The sequence below is a fragment of the Streptomyces sp. NPDC020983 genome, from assembly GCF_044333485.1.
GTDB lineage: Bacteria > Actinomycetota > Actinomycetes > Streptomycetales > Streptomycetaceae > Actinacidiphila.
Genome location: NZ_JBIRRA010000018.1, coordinates 1 through 15,309, shown reverse-complemented (window position 1 = coordinate 15,309; position 15,309 = coordinate 1). Strand labels below are relative to the sequence as shown.

Here is a 15,309-nt window from a genome sequence, read left to right as displayed (position 1 = left end):
ACACCTCTTAGCCTCGCAGCGGCCGGCCGCGCCCCGGGGCGGGCCTGGCCGCGGGCTGTCTAGCGGCAACAGGCGGAGCAACTGCCCGCGCAGCCGGACCTGGCGGCATGGCGGCAAGGGAGCGTGCAAGAGGCCGTGCAAGGAACCGTGCAAGGCAGCGTGCAAGGGGGCGTGCGGCCGCTTCGGCCGCCGAAGCGGCGGAGCGCAGGTCAGCGGCTGTTTTCGTAGTGAGCGGCATGCCGACTCCCCCCTGATCCGCCCCTGCCCGCCGGGAAGAGAAGGGCGGTGGGCCAGATCGGGGGAGGAGACGGCGGTGGCTCGCGCTGGCCCGGCGTCGGGATTGGGGCCGCCGCCGGGGTTGCGACTGGGGGGGGAGGGGCCGGGACCGGCGGAAGGCGGAAGGGGCCCGGGTTTCGCCGGAGGTATCGCGGCCGGTTTCGCGGCGGGTTTCGCCGGAGGTATCGCCGACGGTTTCGCGGCGTGCTTTACCGCGCCGCCGGGGTCGGGGGCGTTCAGGCAGGTCAATCCCGAAGTGCAACCGCGGCCGCGGGATCGACACCTCTTCCTGGAGCAGGAAGAGGTCACCTCTTGGTTGGTTCGGCGGCAAGGGGACGCGGCGGCCGGCCGCGCGCTCCGTCAGGCAACCCGGCGGGAGTCCCCTGAGGTCCAAGTCGTTCTGCTGGCCGAGTCGGGCTCGGGGCGGCTCGGCCAGTGGCTTCTGTCAGCCGAGGAGGTTCTTGTAGATGCGGCCGTCCTTGATGATGACGGCGAGGTTCTTGTCGGGGTCGCTCAGCACGGTGAGGTCCTGTGTGGGGTCGCCTTCGACGAGGAGGACGTCGGCCCAGGCGCCTTCCGTGATCTCGCCGAGACGGCCGGCCTTGTAGGGGTCGCGCTCGCCGGAGAGCCGGAAGAGATCGGCGTTGCCGGACGTGGCGATCCTGAGTGCCTCGGTGGGGCTGAACCCGAATTCGGTGGACAGGCGGGTGAACATCTCGTTCTGCCGGTCGGCTTTGTCGGGTTCGAGTAGTAGGTCGGTGCCGAAGGCGATCTTCGTCCCCGTCTCCCGTGCCCAGGCGAAGGTGTTCGCGACGCCGTCGCAGACCTGCTTGTTCTTCGCGCTTTTCTCCGGATTGGCGTACTCGTGGTCATCCTCCAGGAAGGGCTGGGTGCTCAGCCAGACGCCCTGCTGCGCCATCAGCCGGACGGTGTCGGGCCCGGCGGCGAGGTGGCCGTGTTCGATCGACTTGATTCCGGCGGCGATCGCGCGGCGGATGCCCTCGTCGTTGTAAACGTGCGCGGCGACGTAGGTGCCCCAGTCCGCCGCGGCCTCGACCGCGGCGCGGAGCTCGTCCGGCGTGTACTGCAGGACGTCCAGGGGGTCGTAGGCGGATGACACCCCGCCGCCCGCCATGACCTTGATCTGGGAGGCCCCGCGCTTCAGCTGCTCGCGCACGGCGGCGAGTACCTGGTCACGGCCGTCGGCGACGCGCATGAAGCCGATCTGCTCGGCCCGCGGGTGCAGCCCGCAGGAGAAGGCGGTCGCGTCCTCGTGGACGAAGGAGAAGTCGCCGTGGCCGGAGGTCTGGGAGATCGCCGCCTGGCTCGGGTAGATGCGCGGGCCGGGGAACATGCCGGCATCCAGGACCTGCCGCAGCGGGGCGACGTCGCCGGCCATGTCCCGCACGGCGGTGAAGCCGCGCATGAGCATCCGTCCGGCCTCCGCGAGCGCGGTGTAGTGGATCGTCCCCGTGGACCCCGCGATCAGCTCTGCCTGGGTGGCTGAGGACCCGAAGAGGTGCACGTGTGCGTCGGTCAGTCCTGGCATGAGCACCCGCCCTCCGCCCTCGATAACGACGACTCCTCCCGGCCGGTCCTTCACGCCGATCGCGGCGATTCTGCGGTCCTGGATGAGCACCGACGTCGGCCCGATCAGCCCGGTGCCGGCCGGATCGGAGGGGCTGGTGGCGTCGAAGACGCGCACGTCGCGGACAAGGATCGGCGCACAGGCCCGGTACTGGGTCACGATCTTCCTCTCAGGATCGCGTGGCGCGGCCGACGGCAGACGCTCTCCAGGCGGCCCCGCGGGACGAAAGCACCCCGGTGACCTGCTGACACGACCGCGATCACAACCGGCCCAGCCTTGCAAAGCCTCACCAAGAGCCGGGGACAGTACCTCTATCGCGGCGTGTTGCTATCCCCGGGGATCGAGTTCGTAGCGGATTGACGCGCTGGAGGAACGGAGCGGCGCCTCGCATTGGCAGCTGTGGACGAGGGCGGGACCCGGGGGTTCAACCCGGACGAGGGCGAGGGCGCGTCATGCCTGCACTACTGCGTCCCTGCCTGCCGACCGGCAGCAACGGATGCCCGAGCTGAGTTCTTGCACTCAACGATCTTGGTCGGCCAGCTGTCCGGGTGCGTGTAGATCTTGTTCCGGACGACCTGTGGGAGCGGGTGGCGCGCCTGTTGCCGCCACGTCCGCCGCGACGGCATCGCCATCCGGGTGGTTGCCGGCCGACGACCGTGCCGCGCTGCGCGGCATCGTGTACGTGGTCGTGCAAGAGCGTGAGCTGGTGGGACGTGCCCGGTCGCCTTCCTGGACAGCCGAATCTCTCTTCTTCGTCTGGGAGTTCTGCGAAACTGCGGGGGCAACGGCGATCACGGGGGTCAGGGTGGCTGAGGAGCAGATAGTTGGGCGGCTGATCGGCGGACGGTACCGGCTGGTGCGGGCGCTTGGGGCGGGTGGGTTCGGGAGCGTGTGGCTGGCACGGGACGAGACACTGGGGGTGGACGTCGCGGTCAAGGAGGTGCGTCTGCCACCTGCCGGGACGGCCGCGGAACATGCCGAGTTGCTGGAGCGGGCCCAGCGCGAAGCTCGGCACGCTGCGCAACTACGGGATCACCCGCACGTGGTAGGAGTGCACGACGTGGTGCTGGATGGTGGCGTTCCGTGGACGGTGATGCAGCTGGTCGAAGGCCGTTCGCTGTACGAACAGATCACCGACGAGGGTCCGCTGCCCGTTCCAGAGGCGGTCCGGGTGGCGACCGCGGTGCTGTCCGCGCTGGACGCCGCGCACCGGGTTGGCATCGTGCACCGGGACGTGAAACCGGCGAACATCCTGCTCGCCCAGGACGGGCGGGTCCTGCTCGCCGATTTCGGGATCGCCGTCCAGCAGGACCAGACCGCGCTGACTGCCAGCGGCGTGTTCCTCGGGTCGGTCGACTACGTCGCCCCCGAACGTGCCCAGGGCGCCCCCGCCGACCCGTCCGCCGACCTGTTCTCGCTCGGCGCGACGCTGTACCAGGCCGTTGAAGGCCGGCTCCCCTTCCGCCGCGATACCCCCGTCGCTACCCTCACCGCCGTCCTGTTCGACCCGCCCCCTCCGTGCGTTCTCGCCGGGCCGCTCACCCCGCTGATCGAGGGCCTGCTGGCCAAGGACCCGGCCCGCCGGCTCACCGGCGAGCAGGCCACCGCCTTGCTCGCCGCGCGGTTGAAGGCGACACAACCGACCGCCACGGTCCCTGCGTCTCCCACCGCCCCGCTGCGCCCAGTCCAGTCGGCCATCCCGAGCACCCGTTACCCCGCCGCGATGGTGGTGCCCCCGCTGGCGGTGCTCGCATTGATCGGGGTGGCGATGCCCTTGAAAGCTTTCCTGCCCCGGGTGGTGGATCCGCCACCGTCTTGGCAGGGTGACACGAGCCTGGACTACATCTTGGTGCACCGGCTGCTCGATCTGAATCAATTTCCTCACGCGGGGCCCACCGGGATGCCGTTCTGGCTGTGGCTGCTGCCCACGGTGATGGCCCTGGCGGCGGCTGTCGCTATGCCGTCCCGGGTTCCGGCGGCAGCCCGCCTACCCGGCATAGCAGCAGCGCTGATTCTGCCCATCCGGCTGCTGACCGGTTCACAACTGGGTTCCGATTACTTCCGGGGTATCCAGGCGGCTCAGGAGGCACACATCGCAGTCGGTCTCGGGCCGGGCTGGTGGCTGCTGCTCGCGGCGTCAGTAGCCGCGCCAGTGGTGCTGCTAGTGCAGTACCTGTCAGCGCGCCGAGCCGGGGCGGTGAGTCCCGTCACCCGCGGTCCCCAGGTGAGACTGTGAGAGGGAGCTAGGGCCTGTTTGAAGTTCGGATCATGTGGTTGTGGTCAGGAGTTTCAGCCACATGATCGATCCGCGGAGGTGGAGTCCGGCTTCGTAGCTGTCGGGAGACTTGTCGTAGCGGGTGGCCAGGCCGCGCCAGGTCTTGATCTTCTGGAAGCAGCGTTCGACGGCGTTGCGCTGTTTTTAGCGTTCGGGGTCGTAGGTGACCGGCCGTCCGCCGGCTGAGCCCTTTTTCTTGCGGTTGGCCTGCTGGTCGATCTTTTCCGGGATGACCGCGGTGACGCTGCGCCGGCGTAAGTAGGCCCGGTTGGCCTTGGAGGAGTGGGCCCGGTCCGCGGCCACGGCCGGCGGCCGGGTGCGGGGACGGCCGACCGGCCCGGGTATGCGGACCTTGTCCAGCACGATCGGGAACTGGGGGCTGTCCCCGGCCTGTCCGGGGGTGAGCACGAACGACAGGGGCAGTCCTGCGGCGTCGACCGCTGCGTGGATCTTGCTGCTCAGCCCGCCTCGTGACCGGCCGAGCCCGGCGGCATGCGCTCTGGCCCTGCGACGCCGTCGTGCTGCAGCCCGGTCCGGGTCCGGCGTGTCCGTGCCACTCGCTTCCGCACAGGCCGTCGCTGGATCACCCGCAGCACGGGCGGTTGTCGCGGGAGCGGAGCCCCCTTTTCCTCGGTCAGGGCCTGTTCCAGGGCGTCAAGGGTCTCCCCGGCCACCGCCAGACCTGCCGATGCGTGATGCGCCCGCACGATGGTGGAGTCCACGCTGACCAGTTCCAGGCCGACCTTCCCCCGCTCGGCCGCTTCGGCGATCAAGGCGTCCATCAGGTCCTGGAACACCCCCGCCTTGGCCCAATTGCTGAACCGCGAATAGATCGTGGACCAAGGCCCGTACCGCTCGGGGACGTCACGCCAGCCACTGCCGGTGCGGAACCGCCACAGCACCCCGCTGAACTGGTCCCGCACCCGCCGCGGCAACGGCCCGGTAGCCGCCACCGGCAAGTGCAGCTCGATCAGAGCCCACTCGGCACCCGTCACGTCAAAACGCGCCACACCCGAGTTCTACCAGCCACCAATCGCAGACCACCGGGCCTCACAGAGATCCGAACCCCAAACAGGCCCTAAGGGCTGCCCCGCAAAGGCTGCTGGTGCCCGTGCCAGGTACTGAGCGGGATACTCGCGAGACTCCGACACGGGGCTGTGACAGCCTGCGGACATGCCAGAGCTGCGCGTTCATGGGGGCCGTCACTATGCTGTGCAGTTCCACTACGCCTTGCCGGACGACGCATGGTGTGTGGAGCTGAGCGAAGCCGTCCCTGCGCCGGCCGCGTGGGCTGAGATCCCCCACGCCGAAACGCATGTGCCTGGAGTGGCCTTCCTGGTGGCGGTGGTACCCGATGAGGATCCGGACCTGGAGCCGACGGTCCACATCCACAGCCACGACGAGCACGTCATCCCCTACGAGATCATGCGCTGGTTCATGGAGCACGTGGCTGAGCAGGTTGAACGCTGCCGCATCGCGTTCGAGCAGGGAGCACCCGAAGCAGTGGAATGATCACGCAGTGACTGGTGTGATCATGGCGTCGGAGCCCTCCTGGATAGCCCCGTTCAGCGGGCTGAGCCCGCGTCAGTTCGGCAAGCTGATTACCGCGCTCCGGCGCGAGGGTGCAGATCCGGTACGCAAGGGCCGGCCGTGGAGTCTGCCTCTGGAGGACCGCGTGCTGCTGGTCGCCGCGTACTGGCGGACGAACCTGACCCTGCGCCAGCTCGCGCCGCTCTTTGGGATGTCCAAGTCCGCGGCCGACCGCATCATCGACCACCTCGGACCCGCGCTCGCCCTCCAGCAACGCAAGCGGTTCCGCAAGGACACCGTGCTGATCGTGGACGGCACCCTGGTACCCACCCGCGACCACAGCATCGCCGAGCAGTCGAAGAACTACCGGTACTCGACCAACCACCAGGTCGTCATCGACGCAGACACCCGGCTGGTCGTCGCGGTCGGACGGCCGTTGCCCGGCAACCGCAACGACTGCAGGGCGTGGGATCTGTCCGGTGCGAAGGCCGCAGTCGGCAAGACCACGGTCATCGCGGACGGCGGCTACCAGGGCACCGGCCTGGTCATCCCACACCGCCGCGAACCCGGCCAAAGCGAACTGGAGGCATGGAAAGAGGAACACAACACCTCCCACCGCAAGGTTCGCGCTCGCGTCGAGCACGCCTTCGCCCGGATGAAGACCTGGAAGATCCTCCGCGACTGCCGCCTCAAGGGCGACGGCGTCCACAACGCGATGCTCGGCATCGCCCGCCTGCACAACCTCATCCTCGCCGGGTGACCACGAACAGGCAGGTCAACGCACACGTCGTAGATCATTTACGGGACACGCTTAGACGCGCAACTAGCGCGCACCCTCCGGTACACGCCCCCCGAAAAAGGGGCCCTGACCTGCGACAGGAATGTACACCGCCCGCAGACTTCCCTCAGGCCTCCGCTCTCCCCACGCCGGCAAGGACAAGGAAGACGGCGAAGTGGAAGCGCGGAGGCCTGAGGGAACGGGGGCGCGGTCGGCCGCGCGGGCCGCCCGGCCTGGGGGCCAGGCGGCGCCGATCGGCGCGCTCCGCCGCCGGTGACACGGGGACGGGAGCGCGGCCGTCGTGGCGCGCTGCGCTACGTCCCGGCGTGGGCGCTGACCCAGTGCTGGATGGGGTCGGCGGTGAGCGCCTGCACGAGCAGGTCCGCAGCGTGCTCGGGCGGGAGGCCGGCCTGCTCGGCCCCAGCCGCGATCCAGGAGCTGAGCCGGTCGACGTGCTCGGCGCTCAGCAACCACCGCCCGGCCGCCGGGCCGGGGTCGGCGGCGCCCGTTCCCAAATTTTGGAACGCCCCGTTTTGGCTGGTGGGAGCGCTGCCGGGGCCACCTTCTGCGCCCGCGCGGGGTAGGACCGTGCCGGTTACCGGCTGGCCGGGTAGGGCTTGAGCGCCCGTGCGGCGGGAGGGCTTGCGCGCCTTGGGGAGCTGGCGGGGGGTGAACAGCGCGTCCAGGCGCTCGGGCTCGGTGCCGGTGCGGAGGAAGTCGGCGAGGTTGGCGACGACGTCGGCGGTGACCCGGTGCCCGTGCCGTTGGCCGTGGACGCGCAGCTGCTCGTACCAGTGAGCGACGGCCTGTTGCCCCTGCTCGTCGGCGACGTCGACCAGGGCGCGGACGTGGGAGTCGGGCGCGGGCCGCTCGCACACGTCGCCGATCGCCTTGGCCAGCGGCCACTCCCGGATCTCCAGGTAGGCGGCGGACTCGCTGATGCCGTCCCACTCGTCGTCGAGGTACTGCTGGCGGGTTCGTCCCGCTTTTGAGTGAGAACAGGTTCTGAGAACGAATCCGAGCCCGGCGAGGGTCCGGCCGGCCTGCTGTTGATCTTGCTCGCGCAAAGGATCGTTTGCGCGAGCGTGCAGTCGCCGCTCCCGGTCCGGACGCACGTCCCAGCCGGACGCTTTTACTTCAGTCCAGGGCTATTACGGAGGGCGCGATCAGCCTACAGCTCCGCGTATACGCCCCAGGATGTCCCGCAGGAGGTCCGGTGACGTACCGAAGTTGAGCCTGACGAAGCCCTCGCCGCCGGGACCGAAGGTCCGGCCGTCATTCAGCAGGACACGGGCCTTCTCCAGAAAGAACGTGTGCGGGTCAGTGGGGAGTTTGAGGGCGCGGCAGTCTAGCCAGGCGAGGAAGCCTGCCTCAGGGACGCGGTATCCGATGCCGCGCGGCAGCCCCTCATGCACCAGCGCGGCGTTCCGCTCCAGGACCGTCCGCAGCTGTGACAGCCAGGAGTCACCGTCCCGCCAGGCTGCCAAGGTGGCGGCCACGCCGAAGGTGTTGGGCTCGCCGTACAGATGGGTCGGGCTCGAAAGGGCCGCGCGCACGTCGGCCGCGCCGATGTGCGCGATGGCGCAGCGTACCCCCGGCACGTTGAACGTCTTGGTCGCGGAGGTCAGAGTCACTGTCCGGGCGGCCGCCTCGGACGACAGGGAGGCAAGGGGGATGTGCCGGTGCGGGCTGTGCGCGAGGTCGGAATGGATCTCGTCGGATATGACCAGCAGGTCGTGGCGCTCGGCGAGTTCGGCGACCTTCTCCAACTCCTGGCGGCGCAGCACGCGCCCGGTCGGGTTGTGCGGGTTCACCAGTAGCAGCACCCGGCAGCCACCATCGGCCAGCTCCCGGTCGAGCCGCTCGGCGTCGAAGACCCAGCCTTCGTCCTGAAGGACGTAGGGGACGGGGTGCAGGCGCCGCTCCATGCCCGTCACCGTTTCCAGGAAGGGCGGATACGTTGGAGTGTGCAGGGCGACGCCGTCGCCCGGGCGCGTGGCGACGCGCAGGACGGCCTGGAGACCCTGGTTGATGTCGGTGAACTCCCGGACGTGGCCGGGGTCGAGCACCCAGCCGTGGCGTTCACGCATGCGCTCGGCGAAGGCGGCCCGCAGGGGGATCTGCTCGGGGCGCCCGTCCCACGAGGGGTATCCCAGGTCCTCCTGCACACACCGCATGAGCGCCTCCTGCACGGCGGGAGCCGGCGGGAAGTCCATCTCCGCAATCCATGCCGGCAGCACACCCGGCTCGGCCCGGCTCCACTTCACTCCGGGGCGACGGGTCAACGATGAACGGTCAAGGTCGTCAAACATGGCCTCTCTCCTGTCCCTCAGGAGCCGATGGAGGTGCATCTGGTCAGTAACTACGCGACAAGGTGTGGTCGGCCGGCAGGTGGGTGGTGCCGCGGTCGACGCCCGTGGCGATCGTCGCAAGGACAGTGAGCGCAAGGTCCGCGGCATTGTTCCGCTCGTGCATGGGGTGGGTTCGTCATCAGGGTGCTTCTCTCGTCATTGGTCGATCAGGGCGAGGCCGTGGTCGCCGTATCGGGCTCCGTGGGCCCCGGTGTCGGGGACAGCGGCGTCGATGTCGGCGAGGTCGGTGGCGGTCAGGTGCAGATCGACGGCGGCCAGGTTGTCGCGCAAGTGGGGGCGGCGGGAGCTGCCGGGGATGGGGATGACGTCGTTGCCGCGCGTGAGGAGCCAGGCGAGGGCGATCTGGGCGGGGACGGCGCTCTTGGCGGCGCCGAGGCGGGTGATGGCGTCGACGATGGCCAGGTTGCCCTTGAGGGCGTCGCCGTTGTAGCGGGGGGCGGTGGCGCGGAAGTCGCCAACTTCGAAGCGCGTGGTAGCGCGGACGGTCCCGGTGAGCAGGCCGCGGCCGAGAGGGCTGTAGGCGATGAGGGTGGCGCCGAGACTGCGGATCGTGGGCAGGATGTCGTTTTCGACATGTCGTTCCCACAGCGAGTACTCGGTCTGGACGGCGCTGATCGGATGGATGGCGTGGGCGCGGCGGAGGGTGGCGGCCGAAACTTCGGACAGGCCGATGTGGCCCACCTTGCCCTGGGCGACCAGGTCGGCCAGGGCGCCGACGGACTCCTCGACGGGGACGGCGGGGTCGATGCGGGCGAGGTAGTACAGGTCGATGTGATCGGTGCGTAGCCGGCGCAACGACGCTTCGCAGGCACGCCGCAGTTCGTCGGGTGAGCCGGCGGGGAGCAGGCCTTCGGCGGTGCGGCGGACTCCGGTCTTGGTGGCCAGCACGGCGCGATTGCGGTGTGGTGCGAGGGTCCGGCCGAGGAGTTCCTCGTTTGCTCCGTCACCGTAGAAGTCGCCGGTGTCGAACAGGGTGACGCCCGAATCGAGGGCCTCCAGCACAGTGGCCGCGGCCTCGTGCGGGTCAGTGGCGCCGTAGATGCCGGTCATGCTCATGCAGCCGAGGCCGAGTCGAGAGAACGTCGGGCCGTCGGGTCCAAGGGTGGGGTGCATCGTTCTTTCGTCACTTTGCCAGGGCCGCGCGGAGGAACGCGAGGATCTCCGCCTGGGCGGCCTCGGCCTGTGGTTCCACGCCGGGCAAGGTGAGGAACGCGTGCTTTGCTCCCGGGTATTCCGAAAGCCGCACGGAGGTCCCTGCCTGGCTCAGCCGCTCGGCGTAGCGGCGGCCGTGGTCGGCAACCGCGTCCTGGGTGGGCACCACCACGAGCGCCGGGGCGAGCCCGCTCAGATTGTCCGTGTACAGCGGTGAGACTGCGCCGGCGTCGGCTCCCGGCGGGACGGCGAGCGACTGGATGAGCCGCAGTTGCGGCAGGGCCTGGGGCAGTCGGTATACGTACGTGGCGATCGAGGGATAGTCGAGCATCGTCTCGGTCACGTCGGCCACGGGGTTGACCAGTACCTGTGCCTTGAGCTCCAGATCATCCTCCCTGGCCCGGATGGCCGTCAGCGCGCTGATCAGCGCGCCGCAGCTCTCGCCGAAGACGGCCGCGCGCGCCGGGTCGACGCCCCATTGCGCGGCGTGCCGTACCACGTGCTCAAGCACGTCCCAGCCGTCGTCGGCGGCGTCCGCGAGCGGGGAGCCGGGGGCGAGGAGGCGGTGCTCGACCGAGACGACGAGCGCGGGCAGGTGAGCGGCGAGGTGGCTGTTGGTCCAGTCGCACTGCACTGCCGTGCCCACAAAGCCGCCTCCGTGGACATGGACCACGAGTGGCAGGTCGCTTCGGGCCGCGGCTTCGTCGTCTCTCGTCGGGGCCGGCCGGTAGACCCGGACGGGGAGGTCGCGGCCGGGCAGCGCGATCTCCTGCCAGACGATCGCGGCGCCGGTGTCCGGCTCTCCGAGGATCGCCCGCGCCGCGCCGGAGGCCCGCCAGCGGTTCTCCGCGTCGCTGTAGGCGCGCAGTTCCCCGGCCGTGATCGCCGAGAAGTCCGGCTCCGGCGGCCGTACCGCGGTCGTGGTCTCACTCATGCGTCCTTCTCCCCTCCCGGCCGGATGCCGGGTGTGTCGTTATGGCCGGACAGTGCGTTGCCCTGATTATGCACGCAGTGCGTGCATAGGCAAGTGCATAGGTTAGGCTGAGTCCGAGTGAGAGGGGCGAGATGACTGGCCGAAGGCGATGGTCAACCGAGGAGATCCTGGACACGGCGGCGGAACTGCTGCGCACGAGCGACGCCGAGTCGTTCAGCGTGCGCAAACTCGCCGCAGCGCTCGGGACCGACTCCTCCAGCCTCTACCGGCACTTCCGCAACAAGACCGAACTGCTGCGCGCGGTCGCCGACCGGATCCTGCTGGCCGCCATGGACGGCCACCATCCCGAGGGCGACTGGAAACAGCGCATCACCGCCCTGGCCCTGCGCATGCGCGAGGCCTTCGGCGAGCAACCCCAACTCGCCACGGTGTGGGGACGCTACGGGTCCAGCAGCATCGGATCCCGATTGGTCATGGAGGAACTGCTGCAGGCCCTGCGCGCATCCGGCCTGCCCGACGAGGAGGTCCCGGTGCGATACCACCGCATCGTGATCCTCCTCGCCGCGCTGATCGCCTCCGAGGCCGGCATCAGCACCATCACCCCCAAGGAGCACGAACAGGCCATGGAGCAGTTCCGCGTCGCGGTGCTCGGCGCAGACCCCGAACGCTTCCCCACCCTGGCCCACTTCGCCCGCGACATCCGCCCCCTCGCAGCAGACCGCCGCGCCGCATTCGAAGAGATCCTCGCCGCCCAACTCGCCGACATCGATGCCCAGATTCCCTGACGTGCCGGATATGCGGAGGGCTCTTTGCGCTCCCGTGCCATGCGGTCGGGTCGCGCCACTGCCGCGGGCCCGGTGCCGGAGGCCGGGTGCTGGAACGGCGGCCTGGACACGGTGCCGTTCTGGGAGACGCTCTGTCCCCGCACGGGCCTGCCCGGGGTGGCCGCCGCCGGCGGTCGTGCTCACCGGGGCCGGCCCCGCCGTGCTGACCGGCCGGATGCGCGTGGTCGGCGTGCTGTCCTGCGGGTTCTGGGCCGGGCAGGGGCACGCCGGCTACCACTGCGGGGTGACCGGCGACGGCGGGTGGCGGCTTCTGTCTCGGCTTCACCGGCAAGGTGCTGCTGGTGATGACAGCCCTGGACCGTCTCAGGGAGCACGGCCCGATGGGACCGGTTGGTTCCGTGTCGCACGGCACCGCGGCGGCTCACCGCCGTGTCGCACGGCACCGCGGCGGTGAGTCCGAACCGTTGCTGATGGTGCTCGCCGACACCCACCACGGCAGCCGGGTGCCGCTAGCGCCGCAAGGCAGCGCCGGCGTGTCGCGGAGGCTGCCGAAGCCGGCGAGCAGCGCCGTGGAGCAGTCGAGCGGCAGCGGCTGGACGGGAAGCGGGAGAGGAAGGTGAAGGAGCTCGCGCGCTTCTGGGACGAAGCCGGGACCGGCCGGCGAACGGTGAACACCAGGCCCTGGGATCTCGCTTTGGCGGCAGTGGCGGGAGCCGGGAGTTGTCACCGCCGCGACGGTGGTGCTGGGCCGGGCAGCGGCCCGGGCCTTGCGCCGCGCAGCTCTGTCCGGCGCGTGCCCAGGTCAGTCAGCTTCTGATGCTGGCCGGTGTGGTGGCCGTGCGGTGCGGTCTGCGTCATCGTTCGCGTGATGTTCCGGTCCGCACCGGCGGACGTGATGTGGTGAATGGCCGGCAGGTTCGTCTTCTGTTCCGCGAGGGTGGCTGCCGGTCTGGGCGATCACGCACGATGTGAGTCGTACTACCGTTCGTGGTGGAACATGGAAGAGTCGTGCGCAGTTGGCGGAGGCGTTGCAGGAGGTGCGGTAGGGCGTGTCGCATTCCGGGGTCGGCAACGTGTCCGTGTCCGGTTCTGCGCGGTCGGCGGAGGTGCTCGGCGAGCTCGACGCAGCGGTGTGCCTGGTGGACCAACGTGGGACGATCACGCAGGCCAACGCGTGTGCGGAGCGCCTGCTGGGGAGAGGCGCCGCGGATCTCGTCGGGTGGGACGCCCATGAGCTGCTGCATCGCGACCGGCACGGCCGGCCGCTGGCCAGGGCCCGGTGCCAGATGGTCGAGGCGGTGCTGGCCCGGCGGGCGCAGGCGGGCAGCAGCTGGTGCGAGCGGGGTGACAGGTCGCTGGTCGAGCTTTCCTGGTTCGTCGCACCGTGCGGCGGCGTGGGCGGCCCCGCCGGAACGGTCCTCGTCTTCACCGCTGCGGACCACGGACCGGACCGTACCCACCCGCCGCATGCGCCCGAGTCGCTGCTGGTGGAGCTGGAGCGGTTGGCGCTGCTGGCCGAGACCACCACGCAGCTGACGTCGACCCTCGACAGCGACGAGGCGCTGCGCCGTCTGGTGCGTCTGGTGGTGCCCAAGATCGCGGACTGGGCGGTGATCGACCTGATCACCGAGGCCGACGAGGTGGAGCGGGTCACCGTCGTGCACTGCGAGGACGGCGCGTTCGTGGCACATGAGGATCTGCAGGGGCCGATGCCGCCGATCCCGGAGGAGTCGCCCATGCCGCTGTCGCGGGCGCTGCGGGGCGCGGCCTCCACGCTCGCGACACCGCACACCTACCAGGGGCCGCCGGATTCCGGTATCGCCATCGAGCAGAAGCGGCTGTTCGAGGCGACCGGCATGGTGTCGGCGGCGATCGCGCCGATACGGGGTCTGCGGGACGTGCTCGGTGCGCTGACATTGGGCCGGTCGGCGGACCGTGAGCCGCTGACCGGGGCGGACCTGTCGCTGCTGGAGGACATTACCCGCCGTACCGGGCTGGCCCTGGACAACGCCAGGCTCTACCAGAGGCAGCGCAAGGTCGCCGAAACCATGCAGCGCCACCTGCTGCCGCAGCTGCCTTCGGTGCCGGGCCTGCAGATGGCCGCGCGCTACGTGCCCGCGCCGGACGACTCACAGGTCGGCGGCGACTGGTACGACGCGTTCACCGTGACCAACGGAGCGACTGCGTTGGTCATCGGTGACGTGGTCGGACACGACCTGGACGCCGCCGCAGGAATGGCGCAGGTGCGCAGCATGCTCCGCGCGTACGCCTGGACGCACCACGAGCCGCCCAGCGCGATCGTGCACCGGCTGGACGGCTCGATGGCCCACCTGACAGGTGTACCTATGGCGACGCTGGTTTTCGGCAGCCTGGCACAGACAGCCGACAGCGCGTGGCAGCTCACCTGGACGAACGCCGGCCATCCACCGCCACTGCTGGTCACCCACGACGGGCAGGCCCGCTACCTCACCGAAGGGCACGGCCTGCTCTTGAGCACCGGCCTGGAATGGACACGCACCGACGCGAGCTTGCTGCTGCCGCCCCGCTCGACCCTGGTCCTCTACACCGACGGCCTGGTCGAGAGCCGGGACCGGTCCATCGACAGCGGTCTGGAGCAGCTCCGCAAGCACGCCGCGTCCCTGGCCCACCGCCCGCTGGCCGCGTTCACCGACCTGCTGCTGGAACGCGCCCGCCCCACCACCGGGAGCAACGAGGACGACATCGCCGTCCTCACCGTGCGCACGCCGGAAATCCAAAGCGCCGCCGGAGGGGACCTCTGAGGCGTCCAGCCCCGTCTGCCGGACGCCCTGCAGCCACACACCGGGGCGCCCGGCAGGGCCCGATGTACGGGGCCTGTGACCGCCTGGCGGCAGCAGCCCAGGCCCAGTTGGTCAGCCGACCTTAGGGGGCAGTCACAGCGGCGCACGAGGGCCGGGCCCGGACCTTCGGCCGTGCAGCTTTACCAGCGCATGCCGAGCTCGGTCAGCTGCGCGCGGCGCTCACCGCTGAGCTTGTCGGCCCGGCGGCGGGCGTTACCGAGGAACAGCCCGATCTTGTGTTCGACGCCGTCCACGATTTCCACGGCCTTCCTGGGCGGCTGGAGGTGGCCTTCACGGGCGTGGAACTGCCGGACGGCTGCCATGTTCGCCGTCCATTTGTCGGCCTGCGTACGGGGCGCCGGGGGCCGTTCGTCGGGGCCAGCGGGGGTGAGGTGGAGCATGTGCTCGAGCATCCACTGCTGCACGAGCAGCACCTGCTCCCAGCCGAGGCGCTGCGCCAGAACCCACGCTCCCAGATCCTCGCCCTGCACCGTGGCCTCGCCCGGCCCCGGCAGTGGGGCTCCGGCCTCGATCAGGCCCCGGCACAGCTTGTAGCAGCGCTGCCAGGCCACCGGCCAGGCCGGGCACCAGGACGGGGCGATGGCCTCCAGGGTGCGATCTCTCGGGTTTGTGGCAGTGGTGGTGAGGGACAGTTGGTTGTGGGTGGGTTGTTGCTGTTCAGGGGCTGTTTTCCGGGTGGGGAGTCACTAAGACCGTGTCCTATGTGGTGAGGCGGAGGAGGCGTTTGTAGCAGCAGAGGGCGGCGGCGAGTCCGAGGAAGGCCAGGTAGTTACGGGGAT

At 70.1% G+C, this 15,309-nt stretch carries 11 protein-coding genes and 2 pseudogenes; 6 read left to right on the top strand and 7 right to left on the bottom strand.

The window, feature by feature from the left end:
• Window positions 1-721 precede the first annotated feature (721 nt).
• Window positions 722-2,023, bottom strand: a complete 1,302-nt coding sequence (locus tag ACH4SE_RS31820; RefSeq protein WP_398547006.1) for an amidohydrolase family protein — start codon at window positions 2,021-2,023, stop codon at window positions 722-724.
• A gap of 389 nt (window positions 2,024-2,412) precedes the next feature.
• Between ACH4SE_RS31820 and ACH4SE_RS31815 the strand changes: the two are divergent.
• Both ACH4SE_RS31815 and ACH4SE_RS31810 read left to right on the top strand, forming a co-directional pair.
• Window positions 2,413-2,552, top strand: a pseudogene (locus ACH4SE_RS31815) (IS5/IS1182 family transposase); the annotation flags it as partial.
• Window positions 2,541-4,100 carry a serine/threonine-protein kinase gene (locus ACH4SE_RS31810; protein WP_398547119.1) on the top strand — a complete coding sequence of 520 codons (1,560 nt, stop codon included), beginning with the start codon at window positions 2,541-2,543 and terminating at the stop codon, window positions 4,098-4,100. The pseudogene ACH4SE_RS31815 and the gene ACH4SE_RS31810, both read left to right, overlap by 12 nt.
• Window positions 4,101-4,130: 30 nt before the next feature.
• Here ACH4SE_RS31810 and ACH4SE_RS31805 read toward each other — a convergent pair.
• Window positions 4,131-5,149 (bottom strand): annotated as a pseudogene (locus ACH4SE_RS31805) (IS5 family transposase).
• A 163-nt stretch (window positions 5,150-5,312) separates the two neighbouring features.
• Between ACH4SE_RS31805 and ACH4SE_RS31800 the strand changes: the two are divergent.
• Together ACH4SE_RS31800 and ACH4SE_RS31795 are read left to right on the top strand one after the other, a co-directional pair.
• Window positions 5,313-5,651, top strand: a complete 339-nt coding sequence (locus tag ACH4SE_RS31800; protein ID WP_398547005.1) for a hypothetical protein — start codon at window positions 5,313-5,315, stop codon at window positions 5,649-5,651.
• A 7-nt stretch (window positions 5,652-5,658) separates the two neighbouring features.
• Window positions 5,659-6,429, top strand: coding sequence for a transposase (locus tag ACH4SE_RS31795; RefSeq protein WP_398547004.1), 771 nt, complete (start codon window positions 5,659-5,661; stop codon window positions 6,427-6,429).
• Window positions 6,430-6,761: 332 nt separating this feature from the next.
• Here the strand turns inward: ACH4SE_RS31795 and ACH4SE_RS31790 are convergent, their stop codons facing one another.
• From ACH4SE_RS31790 to ACH4SE_RS31775, 4 genes are all read right to left on the bottom strand, one after another.
• A complete protein-coding gene (locus ACH4SE_RS31790; RefSeq protein WP_398547003.1) occupies window positions 6,762-7,514 on the bottom strand; it encodes a hypothetical protein in 753 nt (250 codons plus the stop codon).
• Between the two features lie 99 nt (window positions 7,515-7,613).
• On the bottom strand, window positions 7,614-8,663 hold the full coding sequence (locus ACH4SE_RS31785) for a MalY/PatB family protein (protein ID WP_398547002.1): 1,050 nt from the start codon (window positions 8,661-8,663) through the stop codon (window positions 7,614-7,616).
• A 291-nt stretch (window positions 8,664-8,954) separates the two neighbouring features.
• The gene (locus ACH4SE_RS31780) at window positions 8,955-9,932 is read right to left on the bottom strand and encodes an aldo/keto reductase (protein WP_398547001.1); all 978 of its coding nucleotides are present in this window, start codon (window positions 9,930-9,932) and stop codon (window positions 8,955-8,957) included.
• A gap of 10 nt (window positions 9,933-9,942) precedes the next feature.
• Entirely contained in the window at window positions 9,943-10,905 is a 963-nt protein-coding gene (locus ACH4SE_RS31775; protein WP_398547000.1) for an alpha/beta hydrolase, read from the bottom strand.
• Window positions 10,906-11,036: 131 nt separating this feature from the next.
• Here ACH4SE_RS31775 and ACH4SE_RS31770 point away from each other — a divergent pair, with 131 nt between their 5' ends.
• On the top strand, window positions 11,037-11,690 hold the full coding sequence (locus tag ACH4SE_RS31770; protein ID WP_398546999.1) for a TetR/AcrR family transcriptional regulator: 654 nt from the start codon (window positions 11,037-11,039) through the stop codon (window positions 11,688-11,690).
• Window positions 11,691-12,739: 1,049 nt separating this feature from the next.
• On the top strand, window positions 12,740-14,470 hold the full coding sequence (locus tag ACH4SE_RS31765; RefSeq protein WP_398546998.1) for a SpoIIE family protein phosphatase: 1,731 nt from the start codon (window positions 12,740-12,742) through the stop codon (window positions 14,468-14,470).
• A gap of 179 nt (window positions 14,471-14,649) precedes the next feature.
• Here the strand turns inward: ACH4SE_RS31765 and ACH4SE_RS31760 are convergent, their stop codons facing one another.
• Window positions 14,650-15,081, bottom strand: coding sequence for a helicase associated domain-containing protein (locus ACH4SE_RS31760; RefSeq protein WP_398546997.1), 432 nt, complete (start codon window positions 15,079-15,081; stop codon window positions 14,650-14,652).
• Window positions 15,082-15,309 lie beyond the last annotated feature (228 nt).

Bases quoted from the DNA above. Each gene is read 5' to 3' on its own strand.
- ACH4SE_RS31785 (WP_398547002.1), bottom strand. From the start codon at position 8,663: ATGGACTTCCCGCCGGCTCCCGCCGTGCAGGAGGCGCTCATGCGGTGT.
- ACH4SE_RS31780 (WP_398547001.1), bottom strand. From the start codon at position 9,932: ATGCACCCCACCCTTGGACCCGACGGCCCGACGTTCTCTCGACTCGGC.
- ACH4SE_RS31800 (WP_398547005.1), top strand. From the start codon at position 5,313: ATGCCAGAGCTGCGCGTTCATGGGGGCCGTCACTATGCTGTGCAGTTC.
- ACH4SE_RS31775 (WP_398547000.1), bottom strand. From the start codon at position 10,905: ATGAGTGAGACCACGACCGCGGTACGGCCGCCGGAGCCGGACTTCTCG.
- ACH4SE_RS31770 (WP_398546999.1), top strand. From the start codon at position 11,037: ATGACTGGCCGAAGGCGATGGTCAACCGAGGAGATCCTGGACACGGCG.